Annotated in this window: 11 protein-coding genes; 6 read left to right on the top strand and 5 right to left on the bottom strand. The window is 75.8% G+C overall.

Annotation, left to right across the window (positions count from 1 at the left end):
* The first annotated feature begins 265 nt into the window (after nt 1-265).
* The 6 genes from BJP40_RS02190 (at nt 266) to BJP40_RS02165 (ending at nt 8244) form a co-directional block, all read left to right on the top strand.
* Nucleotides 266-1483, top strand: a complete 1218-nt coding sequence (locus BJP40_RS02190; RefSeq protein ID WP_071278170.1) for an IS110 family transposase — start codon at nt 266-268, stop codon at nt 1481-1483.
* Nucleotides 1484-1566: 83 nt separating this feature from the next.
* Complete coding sequence (locus tag BJP40_RS02185) at nt 1567-2139, top strand: (2Fe-2S)-binding protein (RefSeq protein ID WP_071278167.1); 573 nt, start codon at nt 1567-1569, stop codon at nt 2137-2139.
* Nucleotides 2136-3149: a xanthine dehydrogenase family protein subunit M gene (locus BJP40_RS02180; protein WP_071278165.1), complete on the top strand. Its 1014-nt coding sequence runs from the start codon at nt 2136-2138 to the stop codon at nt 3147-3149. The genes BJP40_RS02185 and BJP40_RS02180 overlap by 4 nt, the downstream gene beginning before the upstream one ends.
* 10 nt (nt 3150-3159) lie before the next feature.
* Complete coding sequence (locus BJP40_RS02175) at nt 3160-5322, top strand: xanthine dehydrogenase family protein molybdopterin-binding subunit (protein ID WP_071278163.1); 2163 nt, start codon at nt 3160-3162, stop codon at nt 5320-5322.
* Nucleotides 5323-5630: 308 nt separating this feature from the next.
* Nucleotides 5631-6551, top strand: a complete 921-nt coding sequence (locus tag BJP40_RS02170) for a glutaminase (protein ID WP_371258587.1) — start codon at nt 5631-5633, stop codon at nt 6549-6551.
* A gap of 181 nt (nt 6552-6732) precedes the next feature.
* The gene (locus tag BJP40_RS02165; protein ID WP_071278159.1) at nt 6733-8244 is read left to right on the top strand and encodes an SDR family oxidoreductase; all 1512 of its coding nucleotides are present in this window, start codon (nt 6733-6735) and stop codon (nt 8242-8244) included.
* A gap of 224 nt (nt 8245-8468) precedes the next feature.
* On the opposite strand, the gene BJP40_RS02160 is transcribed toward BJP40_RS02165, so the two are convergent.
* The 5 genes from BJP40_RS02160 to BJP40_RS02140 form a co-directional block, all read right to left on the bottom strand.
* Complete coding sequence (locus tag BJP40_RS02160; protein ID WP_071278157.1) at nt 8469-10568, bottom strand: iron ABC transporter permease; 2100 nt, start codon at nt 10566-10568, stop codon at nt 8469-8471.
* Nucleotides 10565-11572, bottom strand: coding sequence for an ABC transporter substrate-binding protein (locus BJP40_RS02155; protein ID WP_071278156.1), 1008 nt, complete (start codon nt 11570-11572; stop codon nt 10565-10567). The genes BJP40_RS02160 and BJP40_RS02155 overlap by 4 nt, the downstream gene beginning before the upstream one ends.
* A 51-nt stretch (nt 11573-11623) precedes the next feature.
* Nucleotides 11624-12436 (bottom strand): ABC transporter ATP-binding protein, encoded by an 813-nt coding sequence (locus BJP40_RS02150; RefSeq protein ID WP_071278154.1) that lies wholly within the window; start codon nt 12434-12436, stop codon nt 11624-11626.
* Nucleotides 12433-14235, bottom strand: coding sequence for an IucA/IucC family siderophore biosynthesis protein (locus BJP40_RS02145; protein WP_071278152.1), 1803 nt, complete (start codon nt 14233-14235; stop codon nt 12433-12435). The genes BJP40_RS02150 and BJP40_RS02145 overlap by 4 nt, the downstream gene beginning before the upstream one ends.
* A gap of 139 nt (nt 14236-14374) precedes the next feature.
* Entirely contained in the window at nt 14375-15946 is a 1572-nt protein-coding gene (locus BJP40_RS02140; RefSeq protein WP_218153180.1) for a pyridoxal-dependent decarboxylase, read from the bottom strand.
* Nucleotides 15947-16172: the final 226 nt, after the last annotated feature.

Raw genomic sequence — 16172 nt, 5'->3', positions numbered from 1 at the left:
GCCCCGTTATGTTTTCTGCGGTCCTGCAATGGGGCTGCTGGCCTCCGGGCTCGGCATGACTGTTGCCCCCTGTCGAAGGCATGACCTGGGGGGTGGTGTCACCGGGTTCGGGGGTGTTCGTCGGAGACGCTGATCAGAGGTCCGGCCACCGTCCGGTCCGGCGCAATGCCGGACAGTTCGCGGGCGGCAGGTCTGCATAACGTGGATGCGCGAGCACGACACCCGAGCCGAGGCCGGCACCGTCAACCCCCTGGGAAGGGGCACGATGTTCGAGATCGAAGACGTGGGCGTGTTCCTGGGCCTGGACGTCGGCAAGAGTGCCCACCACGGTCATGGGCTCACCCCGGGCGGGAAGAAGGTCTTCGACAAACCACTGCCCAACAGCGAACCCAGGCTGCGGGCCGTCTTCGACAAGCTGCGCGACAAGTTCGGCACCGTCCTGGTGATCGTGGACCAGCCCGCCTCCATCGGCGCCCTGCCACTGACCGTCGCCCGCGACGCCGGCTGCCAGGTCGCCTACCTGCCCGGACTCGCGATGCGCCGGATCGCCGACCTCTACCCGGGCGAGGCCAAGACCGACGCCAAGGACGCCGCCGTCATCGCCGACGCCGCACGCACGATGCCACACACCCTGCGCTCCCTGGAGCTCACCGACGACATCACCGCCGAGCTCACCGTCCTGGTCGGCTTCGACCAGGACCTCGCCGCCGAGGCCACCCGCACCAGCAACCGGATACGCGGCCTGCTCACCCAGTTCCACCCCAGCCTGGAGCGCGCCCTGGGCCCGCGCCTGGACCACCAGGCCGTGACCTGGCTCCTGGAGCGCTACGGATCCCCGGCCGCCCTGCGCAAGGCAGGCCGCCGCAAGTTGGTGGAGCTGATCCGCCCGAAGGCCCCGCGCATGGCCACCAGGCTGATCGACGAGGTCTTCGACGCCCTCGACGAGCAGACCGTCGTCGTCCCGGGCACCGGCACCCTCGACATCGTCATCCCCTCCCTGGCCGCGTCCCTGGCCGCTGTCCACACCCAGCGCCGGGCGATGGAAGCCCAGATCAACGTCCTGCTGGAGGCTCACCCTCTTTCCCCGGTCCTGACGTCGATGCCCGGCGTCGGCGTCAGGACCGCCGCCGTCCTGCTGGTCACCGTCGGCGACGGCACCAGCTTCCCCACCGCCGCCCACCTGGCCTCCTACGCCGGACTCGCCCCCACCACGAAGCAGTCCGGCACCTCGATCCACGGCGAACACGCACCCCGCGGCGGAAACCGGCAATTGAAACGGGCGATGTTCCTGTCCGCCTTCGCCTGCATGAACGCCGACCCGGCCTCCCGCACCTACTACGACAAACAACGCGCCCGCGGCAAGACCCACACCCAAGCCGTCCTCCGCCTCGCCCGCCAACGCATCAGCGTCCTGTTCGCCATGCTCCGCGACGGCACCTTCTACGAACCCCGCGAACCCAGGAGCCTCGGACTCGCCGCATAACCACGACGAGCCCGAACCACCCCAAACCCGACGGGGGCACCTTGACGAAAGACATAGAGGCACCCCCCTGGAAGGCCCCGCCCGTGCAGCCGAACCCCCCGAACCCGCAGGAGCCCGCGGTGGCCGGCCCGGACCCGTACCGGTCCGCCGTCGCCCTCACCGTCAACGGCAGCGCCCGCGCCCTCACCGTCGACCACCGCACCACCCTCCTCGACCTGCTGCGCGAGCAGCTCGGCCTGACCGGCGCCAAGAAGGGCTGCGACCACGGCCAGTGCGGAGCCTGCACCGTCCTCGTCGACGGGCGCCGCGCCAACAGCTGCCTGCTCCTGGCCGTCGCCCAGGACGGACGGCACGTCACCACCGTGGAAGGACTCGCCGCACCCGACGGCGCGCTGCACCCGCTCCAGCGGGCGTTCCTCGACCGCGACGCCTTCCAGTGCGGCTACTGCACGCCGGGCCAGCTCTGCTCCGCCGCCGGCGTGCTGTCCGAGGCCGCCGCCGGCCACCCCTCGGACGCCACCCCCGCCGACGCGCCGCCGGCGCAGGGCCCGGTCCCGCTCACCCCCGACGAGATCCGGGAGCGGATGAGCGGCAACCTGTGCCGCTGCGGCGCCTACCCCCACATCGTCCGGGCCGTCGAGGACGTGGCGCAGTGAAGTCCTTCGCGTACGTCCGGGCCCGCACCGTCGACGAGGCCACCTCCGCCCACGGCGGCCGCGCCGGGGCCCGCTACCTCGCGGGCGGCACCAACCTCGTCGACCTGATGAAGCTGGGAGTCGAGCAGCCCGACCTGCTCGTCGACGTGGGCCGGCTGCCCCTGGACGACGTGCAGGAGACCGGGGACGGGGGGCTGCGCATCGGCGCCGCCGTGCGCGGCAGCGACCTCGCCGCCCACCCCCTCGTGCGGGCCCGCTTCCCCGCCGTGTCGCGGTCCCTGCTGGCCGGCGCCTCCGGCCAGCTGCGCAACACCGCCACCCTCGGCGGGAACCTGTTGCAGCGCACCCGCTGCCCGTACTTCCAGGACCTGTCCAAGCCCTGCAACAAGCGTTCCCCCGGCAGCGGTTGCGGTGCGCGGGACGGCGTCCACCGCGACCACGCCGTGCTCGGGCACTCCGCGCACTGCATCGCCACCCACCCCTCCGACGTCGCCGTGGCGCTCGCCGCCTGCGACGCCGACGTGGAACTGCGCGGCCCCGGCGGCACCGCCCGCAACGTGCCCGCGGCGGACCTCCACCGGCTGCCCGGGGACCACCCGGAACGCGACACCGTCATCGAACCCGGCGAACTCGTCACCGGAGTGCTGCTGCCGGGGCGGGTCGCGGGACTGGCCTCCGCGTTCCGCAAGGTCCGCGACCGCGCCTCGTACGCCTTCGCCCTCGCCTCCGCCGCCGCCGTCCTCGACCTCGACGAGCACGGCACCGTACGGCACGTCGCCCTCGCCTTCGGGGGGCTCGCCCACCGGCCCTGGCGGGCCCGCCGCGCCGAGGCCGCCCTGCTCGGCGCCGCCCCGACCGCCGCCGCCGTCGACCGTGCCCTCACCGAGGAACTCGCCGCCGCCGAGCCGCTGCGCGACAACGCCTACAAACCCGCCCTCGCCCGGCGGCTCGGCGCGGCCGTCCTCACCGACCTCACCGACCTCGCCGGCCCCCGCGGCCCCCGCCCCTGAGAGGACCGACATGGCCGACCCCCCGCCGCGCCGCACCGTCCTCGGCGCGCCCGCCGAGCGCCTGGAAGGCCGGGACAAGGTCACCGGCAGGGCCCGCTACGCCGCCGAGCACACCCCGCCCGGCTGCGCCTACGCCTGGCCCGTGCCGGCCGGGGTCACCTGCGGCAGGCTCACGTCCGTCGACACCGCCGACGCGCTGGCCCTGCCGGGGGTCCTCACCGTCCTCACCCCGTTCGACGCGCCCCGCTTCGCCGTCCCGCCCGACGACCCCAACCTCGACGTCCTCCAGTACGACGCCGTCCCTCACCGCGGCTGGTACGTCGCCCTCGCGGTCGCGGACACCCTGGAGAACGCCCGCGCCGCCGCGGCGGCCGTCCGCGTCACCTGCGCCGACCACGGCGACGAACCGGAGCCGCACGACGTCTTCCTCGCCGAGGACCACCCCGAGACGTACACACCGGACGAGGTGAACGGCGGCTACCCCGCCCACCGCGAGCGCGGCGACGCGGCCGCCGCCTTCGCCGCCGCGCCGGTGCGCGTCGACACCCGCCACCGGCTGCCGCCCCTGCACAACCACCCCTTGGAGCCGCACGCGGCCACCGCCCACTTCGCCGGCGGCCGGCTCACCGTCTACGACTCCTGCCAGGGCACCGGCACCGTACGGGCGGTGCTCGCCGCGCTGTTCGGGCTCCCCGAGGACCGGGTCACCGTCGTCGCCGAACACGTCGGCGGCGGCTTCGGCAGCAAGGGCACCACCCGCCCCCACGCCGTCCTCGCCGCCATGGCCGCCATCCACACCGGCCGCCCCGTCAAACTCGCCCTGCCCCGGCGGCACCTGGCGTCCGTGACCGGCCACCGCGCGCCCACCCTGCACCGGCTGCGCCTCGGTGCGGAACGCGACGGCACCCTGGTCTCGCTCAGCCACGAGGTGCTCACCCACACCTCCCGCATCAGCGAGTTCGTCGAACAGGCCGCCGTTCCCTCCCGTGTCATGTACGGCTCTCCGCACAGCCTCACCACGCACCGCGTCGTCCCCCTCGACGTGCCCGTCCCCTCCTGGATGCGGGCCCCCGGCGAGACCCCCGGCATGCACGCCCTGGAATCCGCCGTCGACGAACTCGCCGACGCCCTCGGCATGGACCCGATCGAGCTGCGCGTGCGCAACGAGACCGCCGTCGAACCGGACAGCGGCCGCCCCTTCAGCAGCCGCCACCTCGTCGACTGCCTGCGCGAGGGCGCCCGCCGCTTCGGCTGGCACCGCCGCGACCCGCGACCCGCCGCCCGCCGCGAGGGCGACCTTCTCGTCGGCACCGGCGTCGCCGCCGCCACCTATCCCGCGTACGTCTCCCCGTCGTCGGCGTCCGTCACCGCCCACCCCGACGGCACCCGCACCGTCCGGACCAACGCCACCGACATCGGCACCGGCGCCCGCACCGTCCTCGCGCAGGTCGCCGCCGAGGCGCTCGGCGTGCCGCTGGACGCCGTGCGCATCGAGATCGGCAGCACCCGGCTGCCCCGCGCCCCGCTCGCCGGCGGCTCCTCGGGCACCGCCTCCTGGGGCTGGGCCGTCCACAAGGCCGCCACCGAACTCGCCGCGCTGCTCGCCGCCCACGACGGCCCGCTCCCCGACGAGGGCCTCACCGTCACCGCCGACACCCGCGCCGAGGCACGCCGCACGCCTCCCTACGCACGGCACGCCTTCGGCGCCCAGTTCGCCGAGGTGCAGGTCGACACCGTCACCGGGGAGGTCCGCGCCCGCCGCATGCTCGGCGTGTTCGCCGCCGGGCGCATCCTGAACCCGCGCACGGCACGTTCCCAGCTGACCGGCGGCATGGTCATGGGCCTCGGCATGGCCCTGACGGAGCACAGCACGATGGACGCCGCCCACGGCGACTTCGTCGAGAGCGACCTCGCCTCGTACCACGTCCCCACGCACGCGGACGTGCCCACCGACCTCCAGGCGCACTGGATCGACGAGGACGACAGCCTCCTCAACCCCCTGGGCAGCAAGGGCATCGGCGAACTGGGCATCGTCGGCGCGGCCGCCGCGCTCGGCAACGCCGTCCGGCACGCCACGGGCGTCCGCTTCCACGAACTGCCCCTCACCCCCGATCGTGTGCTCACGGCCCTGGAAGCCGCGGCCCGCCCCCCGGGTGAACGCGTCGGGGGCTGAACGGAGACGGGCGGGGCCCGGGGCGGGCGCGCGCCGCGGGCAAGCGGCGCCGGGCCGGGATGCGCCCGACCGGGGCGGGTCATGCGGTGCCGCGGCACGCGGTGCCGGGCCGGGCGGCGGGTGGACCGGGTGGCGCGGCGCCGCGCCGTGCCCGCCGGCCCGGGCCGACCTCGTGGCGTCCGATCGGCCGGGTGGGCCCGACCGATCGGCACCCGGCCGTGCGGGGCCCCGCACCGCGCTGCGGGGCCCGCGTGCACAATAGGGGCGAGATCGAACAGAACCACGCACACGCCGGAGTGAGCACGCCCGTGGCCCCGACCGCCTTCCTGCCCGTCCTCGAACAGATCGCGGCCGACATCGCCGCCACCCCGGGCCGGGGCCGCCCCGCCGACTACATCCCGGCGCTCGCCGCCGTCGACCCCCGGCGCTTCGGTATGGCCGTCGCCGAACTCGACGGCACGGTCTACGGGGTGGGCGACTGGCGGACGCCGTTCTCCACGCAGTCCATCACCAAGGCGTTCACCCTCGCCCTCGCCCTCTCCCTGGAGGGCGAGGCCCTGTGGGAGCACGTCGGACGCGAACCGTCCGGCAACCCCTTCAACTCCCTCGTGCAGCTGGAGTACGAGAACGGCATCCCCCGCAACCCCTTCATCAACGCGGGCGCCCTCGTGGTCACGGACCGCCTCCACAGCCTCACCGGCGACGCCGCCGGCACCCTGCGCGCCTTCCTGCGCGCCGAAAGCGGCAACCCCGACCTGGACTTCGACCGGCAGGTCGCCTCCTCCGAAGCCGCCCACGGCGACCGCAACGCCGCCCTGGCCTACTTCATGGCCTCGTACCGCAACATCGCCAACCCCGTGCCGGACCTGCTCGACCAGTACTTCCGGCAGTGCTCCCTGGAGGCGTCCTGCGCCGACCTCGCCCTGGCCGCGTCCTTCCTCGCCCGGCACGGCATCCGCGCCGACGGGTCCTCGCTGCTCACCCGCAGCCAGGCCAAGCAGGTCAACGCGGTGATGCTGACCTGCGGCACGTACGACGCGGCCGGCGACTTCGCGTACCGCGTCGGGCTGCCCGGCAAGAGCGGCGTCGGCGGTGGCATCATCGCCGTCGTGCCCGGCCGCTGCACCCTGTGCGTGTGGAGCCCGGGCCTCGACGAGCGCGGCAACTCCGTCGCGGGAGTCGCCGCACTCGCCCGCTTCACCACCCTGACCGGGCTGTCGGTGTTCTGACCGCCGCACCAGCAGACCACCGCATCCACCCACCGGCGGACCCGCTGCGCGGCGGCATCCCTGCCCGGCCCCACCCCCGCACCCCGCCGGCCCGCCCGCCCCCGCCCGGGGCGTGTCCCCGTGCGGACGGTGCGCCGACCGGCGACGCTGGACACCTGCGGCGAGCACGACGGGAGGCCCCATGAGCACACCGGAGGACACGACCGGCCCCCTGTGCCTGGTGACCGGTGCCAGCGGATACATCGGAGGGCGGCTGGTGCCGGAACTGCTGGAGGCCGGCTACCGCGTCCGCTGCCTGGCCCGCTCCCCGGAGAAGCTCCGCGACCACCCGTGGGCGGGCCGCGTCGAAGTGGTGCGCGGCGACGTCACCGACGAGCGGTCCCTCGGCGAGGCACTGCGCGGCACCGACATCGCGTACTACCTCGTCCACGCCCTCGGCACCGGCCGCCGCTTCGAGGACACCGACCGCCGGGCGGCCCGCCTCTTCGGGCAGGCCGCCCGCGACGGCGGCGTCCGCCGCATCGTCTACCTCGGCGGCCTCACCCCCGCCGGGGTCCCCGAGGAACGGCTCTCCCCGCACCTGCGGTCCCGCGCCGAGGTGGGCAGGATCCTCCTCGACTCCGGCGTCCCCACCGCCGTGCTGCGCGCCGCCGTGATCCTCGGCTCCGGCTCGGCGTCGTTCGAGATGCTGCGGTACCTGACGGAGCGGCTGCCCGTCATGGTCGCGCCCCGCTGGGTCCGCACCCGCATCCAGCCGATCGCCGTCCGGGACGTCCTGCGGTACCTCGTCGGCAGCGCCGAACTGCCCCAGGACGTCAACCGCACCTTCGACATCGGGGGCCCCGACGTCCTCACCTACCGCGGCCTGATGCAGCGGTACGCCGCCGTCGCCGGGCTGCCGCGGCGGCTGATCGTGCCCGTGCCCGTTCTGACGCTGCGGCTGTCCAGCCTGTGGATCGGACTCGTCACGCCCGTGCCGGCCGGGATCGCCCGGCCCCTCGCCGATTCGCTCCGCCACGAGGTCGTGTGCCGCGAGCACGACCTCGCCGGGTACGTCCCCGACCCGCCCGGTCACCCCCTCGGCTGCGACCGGGCCCTGGAACTCGCCCTGCGCCAGGTCCGCGAGGCGCGCGTGGCCACCCGCTGGTCGAACGCCGCCGTTCCCGGTGCGCCCAGCGACCCGCTGCCCACCGACCCGGACTGGGCCGGCGGCACCCTCTACACCGACGAGCGGGAGCGGACCGTCGACGCCACCCCGCAGGAGCTGTGGCGGGTCATCGAAGGCATCGGCGGCGACAACGGCTGGTACTCCTTCCCGCTCGCCTGGGCGGTGCGCGGCTGGCTGGACCGACTGTTCGGCGGGGTGGGGCTGCGGCGCGGCCGCCGCGACGCCCACCGGCTGCGGGTCGGCGACTCCCTCGACTTCTGGCGCGTCGAGGAGCTCGACCCCGGACGCCTGCTGCGGCTGCGCGCCGAGATGCGCCTGCCCGGCCTGGCGTGGCTGGAGATGTACGCCGAGCAGGACGAGCGGGGGCGCACCCGCTACCGCCAGCGCGCCCTGTTCCACCCGCACGGGCTCCTCGGCCACGCGTACTGGTGGAGCATCTCCCCCTTCCACGCGACCGTGTTCGGAGGCATGGCCCGCAACATCACCCGCGCCGCCGCCGGGAACGCCCCCGGCGCCGCCCCCTGACGGGCACGGCCCCGCGGTCCGGCGGGCCGGGACACCCCTCGGGGCCGGCGGGCGAGGATGATCCGGACGGCGCCCCCCGGGGCCGGTGACCGCTCCCCGGTGCGGCGGGCCGCGCCCCGGTCGTACCGGGAGGCGCACAGCCCGCCCCGGCCCGGGGCCCCTTTCCGCCGGGCCGGTCCCCGGGCCCGTCACCCTCCGGCGGGCCCGCGGACCGGCCCGGCGCCTCAGCGGGCGCGGTTGCCCCGGCGCAGCTGCCACACGAAGTACGGCGTGCCGATCAGCGCGGCCAGCAGCCCCGACGGGATCTCCGCCGGGGCGATGGCGGTACGGCCCACCGTGTCCGCGGCGATCATCAGCGCCGCCCCCAGCAGTCCCGCCGCCGGCAGCAGCCGGTGTGCCCGCGACCCCACCAGCATGCGGGCCGCGTGCGGTGCCACCAGGCCCACGAACGCCACCGTGCCCACCACCGCCACCGCGGCCGCCGCCATCGCCACCGCCAGCACCAGCACCGCCAGCCGGGCCCGTTCCAGGGGCAGGCCCAGCGTCCGGGGAGTGTCCTCGCCGAGCGCCAGCAGATCGAGGCGGCGGAACGCCGGCAGCAGCAGCGGCACCCCGACCGCCGTCGCCGCCGCCAGCACCGCCAGATCCGTGCCGTCCCGCGCGTACGTCGACCCCGACAGCCACGTCAGCGCCTGCGCCACCTGGAAACGGGCCCCCGTCACCAGGTAGTTGGTGGCCGCCGTCGTCAACGCGAACGTGCCGATGCCGACCAGCACGAGCCGCTCCGGCGCCACCGACCCGCGGCGCAGCGACAGCCCGTACGTCAGCGCGAACGCCGCCGTGCCGCCCAGCAGCGCCGCGAACGGCAGCACCGCGTACGGCACCGCGGGCAGCGCCACCAGCACCAGCGCCGCCCCGAAGCCCGCCCCGCCGCTGACGCCCATCACCGTCAGGTCCGCCAGCGGGTTGCGCGACACCGTCTGCACGATCCCGCCCGCCACCGCGAGCAGCGCCCCGGCGAGTGCCGCCACCAGCAGCCGCGGCAGCCGGTACTCCAGCACCACCCCGCGCAGCAGCTCGTCGCCGCCGCCCACCAGGAACCGCGGCACCTGACCGGGCGGCACCGCGATGTCGCCGAACGCCAGCCCCGCCGCCAGCAGGACGCACACCAGCGCCACGCCGCCCGCGAGCAGCGGCGGGTACGGCAGCCGCCGCCCGCGCCGCCCCGGCATGACCGCGCCCGGGGCCGCCGGCTCCGAGGGCAGCCGCCGCGCCAGCCACAGGAACAGCGGCGCCCCGAACAGGGCCGTCACCACGCCCGCGGGCACCTCGTTGCCGGTCGGCGACGTCACCCGGGCCAGCAGGTCCGCGGCCAGCAGCAGCGCCGCGCCCCACACGGCGGCGCCCGGCAGCAGAGCGGCGTGCCGCCGTACCCCGGCCAGCCGCACGAGGTGGGGCGCCGCCAGACCGATGAAGCCGATCGGGCCGGTCACCGACACCGCGCACGCCGTCAGCAGCACCGACAGCACCACGGCCGCCGCCCGCACCCGGCCCACGTCGACCCCCAGCGCGCGGGCCGTGTCGTCGCCGGTGGCGAGGATGTCCAGCGTGCGGGACATCAGCAGTCCGCCCAGCAGGCCCGCCGCCAGCAGCGGCAAGGCCGCCAGCGACCGGGCGCTGTCGGCCACCGCGAGAGAGCCGTGCCCCCAGAAGAAGACCGCGCCGGTCTCCTCCTGGAAGAGCACCACCAGCACCGCCGTCACGCTCGTCAGCGCCAGCATCACCGACATGCCGGCCAGCACCAGGTGCGCGGGGCGGCCCCGGGCGCCTCCCGCCACCGCGTACACGAGCGCCGCCGCGAGCAGCCCCCCGGCGAACGCCACCGCCCCGCGCGGCACGTCGCCCAGCGAGAACCCGGTGACCGCGGTGACCGTCACCGCGAGGTAGCCGCCCGCGGTCACCCCCAGCGTGTCGGGCGACGCCATCGCGTTGCGCACCGACGACTGGAGCAGGCAGCCGGCGACGGCCAGCGCCGCGCCCGCCACCAGCCCGGCCAGGGTGCGCGGCAGCCGGCCGCCCAGCAGGACCGAGGGTGGGTCCGTGGCGTCCCCGCCCGCCAGCAGCCCGAGCAGGTCGGTGAGGCCGACGTCGCTGCGGCCGTGCCCCAGGTGGGCGGTCGCCACGGCCAGCAGGACGAGCACCCCGCCGGCCAGGACCAGGGCGGGGCCGCCCGGGAGGCGCCGCGGCCTCCCGGTGCGGCCCTTCACGCAGCCCCGCGCGGTGGACGCCCCGCGGTCCGCGGGACGGGTCGCGGCGCCCGTCATGACGTGAGTGCGTCCGCGATCTCGTCGGCGACCAGCGCGGTGGAGAACGGCCCGCCGAAGAACCACGTCCCCGGGTCGAGGGCGTGCACCCGCCCGCCCTCCGCGAAGTCCAGGTTCCGCCACAGGGCGTTCTTCGGCAGGGACGTGGCGAACACGTCGTCGTCCTTCGCCGCCACGTACAGCAGGGTCGACTCCTCGACGGGCTTCAGGCCCTCGATGTCGACCTTGCTCATGCCGTACGCGTCGGCCTTCCCCGTCCAGGCGTTGCGCAGCCCCAGCTGCGGCAGCAGCCCGCCCGGGATGGTCGAGTCGGTCAGCACCTCCACGACCGCGGCGCCGTCCGTGGTGTAGCCGCGGGCGACGGTCACCGCGGCGCCGTCCTTGCCTCCGTCGGTGAGCCTCTGCCGCGCCGCCGCGATCTTGCCGTCGAGCTCCTTCAGGGCGGCGCCGGCGGCCTCCTGCCGGCCGACCGCGGTGCCGATCTTCTCCAGCGTCGCCCGCATCTCCTCGTACTCGCCCTCGGCCGCGTACGGGTCGAACATCAGGGTCGGCGCGATGGCGTCGAGCTGGTCGTAGTTGGCCTCGGAGCGCACCTTGGAGGTGATGATCAGGTCGGGCTTCAGCGCCTTCACGGTCTCCAGGCTGGGTGCCTGCCGGGTGCCGACGTCCTTGACGGAGTCCGCGAAGCGCGGGCCGCCGGTGACCCACTGGTCGTAGCCCTCGATGTCGGCGACCCCGGCCGGGGACACCCCGAGGGCGAGCAGGTCCTCGGCGTAGGTCCACTCCAGCGCCACGACCCTGGTGGCGGGCTCCTCCAGGGTGGTGGTGCCCTTCAGGTGGGTGACGGTGAGCGCGCCGGCGCCCGTCCCCCTGCCTTCGGGGGCCTTCCGGGGGGCGCCGCCCCCCGCCTCCTCGGCGGCCGACCCGCAGCCGGCGGCGGTGACGGCGAGCGCCGCGGCGGCGAGCAGGGCGGTGAGGGCACGGGCCCTTGGTGCAGTGCGCATGGGCATGCATTCCTTCGCTCGGTGGTGCGTGCGTACGGGAACGGGGGCGGGTCAGGTGGCCGTGGCCGCCGCCGACGGCTCACGCCAGGTCGGCAGGCAGGTCGGCACCCCCGTGCGGGGGTCGCGGGTGACGGTGGTGTCGATCCGGAACGCGGTGCGGACGGTGTCCTCGGTCAGTGCCTGCGCGGGCGGGCCGGACGCCACGATCCGGCCGTCCGCCAGGACGACCATCGCGTCGGAGAACGCGGCGGCCTGGTTCAGGTCGTGCAGCACCACCGCCACGGTGATGCCGTGCTCGTCGGCCAGCCGCCGCACCAGCCGCAGCACCTCGATCTGGTAGCGGATGTCGAGGTACGTGGTGGGCTCGTCGAGCAGCAGCAGCCCGGTGCGCTGCGCCAGGGCCATGGCGATCCACGCCCGCTGCCGCTCGCCCCCGGACAGCCGGTCCAGGGTCCGTTCGGCCAGCGGCCGCAGGTTCGTGGCGTCCAGCGCCCACGCGACCGCCTCCCGGTCGCCCGCCCCGGCGCCGCGGGCCAGCAGCCCCTGGTGCGGGTGGCGCCCGTAGGCGACGAGCTCCTCCACGGTCACCCCGGCGGGCACGATCGGCGACTGCGTCAGGAAGCTGAGCTTCCGGGCGAGTTCCCGCGGCCGGTACGAGCCCAGTGCCCGGCCGTCCAGCACGATCTGCCCGGCGTCCGGGGTGTGCAGCCGCGCCAGCGCCCGCAGCAGCGTCGACTTGCCGGAGCCGTTCGGGCCGACGAGCGCCGTCACTTCTCCGGGCGCGAGCGCCACGCTGATGCCGCGGGCGACCGGGGCGCCGCCGTGCCCGAGCGTGAGGTCCGAGGCACTGATCCCGACGCTCACGACAGCGGGTTCGGGACGGTGCCGTTCGGGCGCAGCGCGTGGCGCAGGGCCCGGTCGACGTAGCGGGTGACGACGAGCCGGTCCGTGTTGAACGGGTAGCGCGGGAACTCCGCGGCGAGCATGTCGTACTCCGCGAACCGGTCCTTCCGGTCCGGGAACCGCTTCTGGTACGACACGACCGCCTGCCGCACCAGCCGCCAGAACCGCTTCTCGGCCACGCCCAGCTGCGCCGCGGCGAGCGGCGCCAGGTAGCGGAAGTGGCCCAGCAGGAGCTGGTCCACCACGTGCTGGCGGATCACCAGCGAATTCTTGCGGGGCAGCACGTGGTCGTGGCCGTCGGGCTCCGGGCCCCGCTCCGGGACGGGCGTGTGCGACACGGACACGTCGTCGACGAAGTCCTTCAGGAACAGCCGGCGCGGCACCTCCTGCTCGTCGTAGCCGATGAGGGTGTTCTGGCCGTGCGGGTTGAACGTGATGCCGTACGTGTACATCACGTGCAGCACCGGGTGCAGGACCGTCTCGAACAGCCGCGACAGCCACTCCTCGGCGGCCAGCCCGGACGCCCGGGCCAGCTCCGCCGCGAACGCCGTGCCCCGCTCGTCGACGTGCAGCAGCGACGCGAACGTGCGCACCCGCTCGCCGTCGTCGCGCCGCGACGACACCGACTCCCGCCAGATGCAGCCCAGCGTCTCCAGGTGCTGGTACGGCATGTCCGGCACCCGGTCCAGGTACGGGTGGCGGACCGTCACCGACGCGACCTCGCCGAGGAGCACGGTCCGCAGCTCGTCGCGCAGCAGCGGGTCCTTCTCCAGCAGCCCCTTCAGCCACTGCGTCGTGAGCGGCGCGCCCTGCGTGCAGTGCGGCGGGATGCCGCGCCAGATCAGCGTGTTGACGATCTTCAGGGGCAGCTTGACGTCGTAGCGGCCGCGCTCCGACACGTTCGTCATCGTCCGCACGGACTGCTGCGGCAGGTAGTGGTCGGGGCTCTCGCCGAGCGGGACGATGCGCCGCTGGGCGACCTCCCCGGCGAACAGCACCTGCACCGCGTGGTCCCACTGCCACGGGTGCACGGGCATCCACACGTACGCGTCCGGGTCGCCGCCCGCGGCCTCGATCCGCTCCCGGAACGCGGCGGCGGTCCGGTCGTCCAGCTCGTGCCGGACCACGGTGTGCTCACTGAGGCCGGGGGTGCCCCGGAACTCGGCGAGGCCGCGGTGCACGGCGACCCACCGCAGGGCCACGGTCCGCTGTGACTCCGGGGCGTAGGCCCGCACGTCGGTCGCGGAGAAGCCGATGCGGCCCTTGTTGGCGACCAGCGTGGGGTGGCCCGTCATGGCGCACTCCAGCTCGGCGTGGTCCAGCAGCCGCAGCTCCGCGGCGGTCCGCCCGCCGTGCTCGATCCGCGCCGCGTCGACCGCCAGCGTCGCGGACAGCTCCGTGAGGTACATGCCGAGGGTCGGCGCGTCGGTGCCTATCGTCCCGGCGCAGTCGACGAGGAACTGCTGCACGTCCCACGCCGGGGTCTCGATCTCGTTGCCGAGCAGCCCGGCCGCACCGCGCGTCACGGAGCCAGCGTCCACCCGCCACGAGCCGAGGGCGCCCCGCGCGGCGGCGAAGACGTACGACACGCCGCTGTCCAGGTCGACCCGGTGGAGCCCCGGCTGCTCCAGCTCCCGGGGCGTGATCAACTCCTCGAAGGCGAACTCGGAGAGGGTCTTGGCGAGCAGCCTGCGGTTGGCCTCCCGCCAGGACTCGGGGGACACGTCGGCGAGGTCGGGGACGGGGTGACCGTCAGTCATGCGGTGGACACCTTCCTGTGGAGGGGGACGGGATGGTCGGGGCGGCGGGGCCCTCGCGGCCGGCACGGCGCCGGGGCGCTCGGTGCGCCCGCGGAGGCGCGCCTTCCCGGGGGAGCGCGCGGCGCCCGGGCGGAGCCCGTCACGCGGCGTCCTCCTCCGCGGCCCGTCCGGCCCGGACGACGGCCGCGAGCAGTCCGTCCACGTCGCCGGCCGTGGCCTGCGGGTTCAGCAGCGTCAGCTTCAGCCGGACGGTGCCGGGCCCGCCGTCCCCCACCGCGGCGGTGCGGCCCACCAGCGCCGTGCCCGCGCGCAGCAGCCGGCGGCGCAGCGCCCCGTTCACCCGGTCGGACGCGGCCGGGTCCCGGGTGACGTACCGGAACACCACCGTGGAGAGCGTCGCCCCGGCGGTGAGCGCCAGCCGCGGGTGCGCCGCGACGGCCGCCTCCGCGTGCCGGGCGAGGTCGTGGCAGGCGTCGAGCATGGCCCCCACGCCGTCGGTGCCGAGCGCGAGGAACGTGGCGGCGACCTTCAGCGCGTCGGCGCGGCGGGTCGTCTGCAGGGACATGCCCAGCAGCCCGTCGTAGCCGGCCTCCCCGTCGTCGTCCGGGTTGAGGTACGCCACGCGCCGACCGGTCGTCGCGGTGAAGTCGGCGGCGTCCCGGGCCAGCAGGACACTGGCGGACGCGGGCTGCCAGGCCGTCTTGTGCAGGTCGAGGGTGACGGTGTCGGCCTCCTCGATGCCGTCGAGCAGCGGACTCAGCCGCCGGGAGAACAGGGCGCCGCAGCCGTACGCCGCGTCGACGTGCAGCCGCACGCCGTGCTCGCGGGCGACGGCCGCGACCTCCGGCAGCGGGTCGACGGAGCCGTAGTCGGTGGTGCCCGCCGTCGCGACGACGGCGACCGGCAGGTGCGCCCCGCCGTCCGCAGAGCGCAGCAGGGCGTCCAGCGCCTCCGGCCGCATCCGCTGCCGTGCGTCGGCCGGCACGGTCCGCACCGCGTCCTCGCCGAGCCCGAGGACGGCGCAGGCGCGGGCGACGGAGAAGTGCGCCAGCTCCGAGCAGAACACCAGCGGGGCGCAGTCGAGCCCCGTCAGGCCCGCGGCGCGTACGTCGCGCAGCTTCGCTGCGGCGGCGTCGCGGGCGATGAGCAGCGCCTGCAGGTTGGACGCACTACCTCCGGAAGTGAAGACGCCGCCCGAGTCCTGGCCGTAGCCGGCGAGCCGGGCGAGGCCGCCGATCAGCCGCCGCTCGATCTCGACGGCGTACGGTCCCGAGTCCCAGGTGTCGACGGACGCGTTGAAGACCCCGGCGAGGGCGTCGGCGGCCGCGGCGACGGCCAGCGACGGCGGCTGGAGGTGGGCGGCGGCCCGCGGGTCGGACAGGTCCACGGTGGTCTCGGCGCAGGCGCGGGCCAACGCCAGCACGGCCTGCCGCCCCCCGCCCGTGCGCGGCACCGGCCCGTCCGGGAACTGCTCGTCGACCAGGCGCGTCAGCTCCTCCGGGCTCAGCGGCGGCAGCGGGCCGCCGCGCCGGCGCAGCCCGGCGGCGGCCTCCCGGGCGAGTTCCCCGACCAGCCGGCCGACCTCGACGAGCCCGGCGGGGGCGGCGGCGAGCAGGTCGGGTTCGAGCAGCGGTGACGGGGCGTCGACGGACGTGCGGGGCGGCGCGTGGCGCGCGGCCCGACCGGGCAGGGCACTACCGGGCATCGTCATGGCAGGTCATTCCTGTTGGCCCTCGGGGAGGGGCGGGCAGGGGCAAGGGCGGTGCGTGAGGGGGCCGGTGTCAGCTCCGGCCGGCCCCGGGCGCCGGAACGGGCGGCGCCGGGGCGTCGGAGGCGGCTGCGGCCCCGGCCGCCGCCGGCCGGCCGGCCGGCTCGGGCGACACGGACCCGGCGGGCGGGGCGGGATCGGGGAGTGTCCGGGCAGCGGCGGCAGGGGT

Origin of the sequence: Streptomyces sp. CC53, assembly GCF_001865245.1 — a bacterium.
GTDB lineage: Bacteria > Actinomycetota > Actinomycetes > Streptomycetales > Streptomycetaceae > Streptomyces.
This window is presented reverse-complemented; position numbering and strand designations above follow the sequence as displayed.

Excerpts from the sequence above, each read along its gene's own strand:
- BJP40_RS02160 (WP_071278157.1), bottom strand. The coding sequence starts at position 10,568 with ATGACGGGCGCCGCGACCCGTCCCGCGGACCGCGGGGCGTCCACCGCG.
- BJP40_RS02175 (WP_071278163.1), top strand. The coding sequence starts at position 3,160 with ATGGCCGACCCCCCGCCGCGCCGCACCGTCCTCGGCGCGCCCGCCGAG.
- BJP40_RS02140 (WP_218153180.1), bottom strand. The coding sequence starts at position 15,946 with ATGACGATGCCCGGTAGTGCCCTGCCCGGTCGGGCCGCGCGCCACGCG.
- BJP40_RS02165 (WP_071278159.1), top strand. The coding sequence starts at position 6,733 with ATGAGCACACCGGAGGACACGACCGGCCCCCTGTGCCTGGTGACCGGT.
- BJP40_RS02145 (WP_071278152.1), bottom strand. The coding sequence starts at position 14,235 with ATGACTGACGGTCACCCCGTCCCCGACCTCGCCGACGTGTCCCCCGAG.
- BJP40_RS02155 (WP_071278156.1), bottom strand. The coding sequence starts at position 11,572 with ATGCGCACTGCACCAAGGGCCCGTGCCCTCACCGCCCTGCTCGCCGCC.
- BJP40_RS02190 (WP_071278170.1), top strand. The coding sequence starts at position 266 with ATGTTCGAGATCGAAGACGTGGGCGTGTTCCTGGGCCTGGACGTCGGC.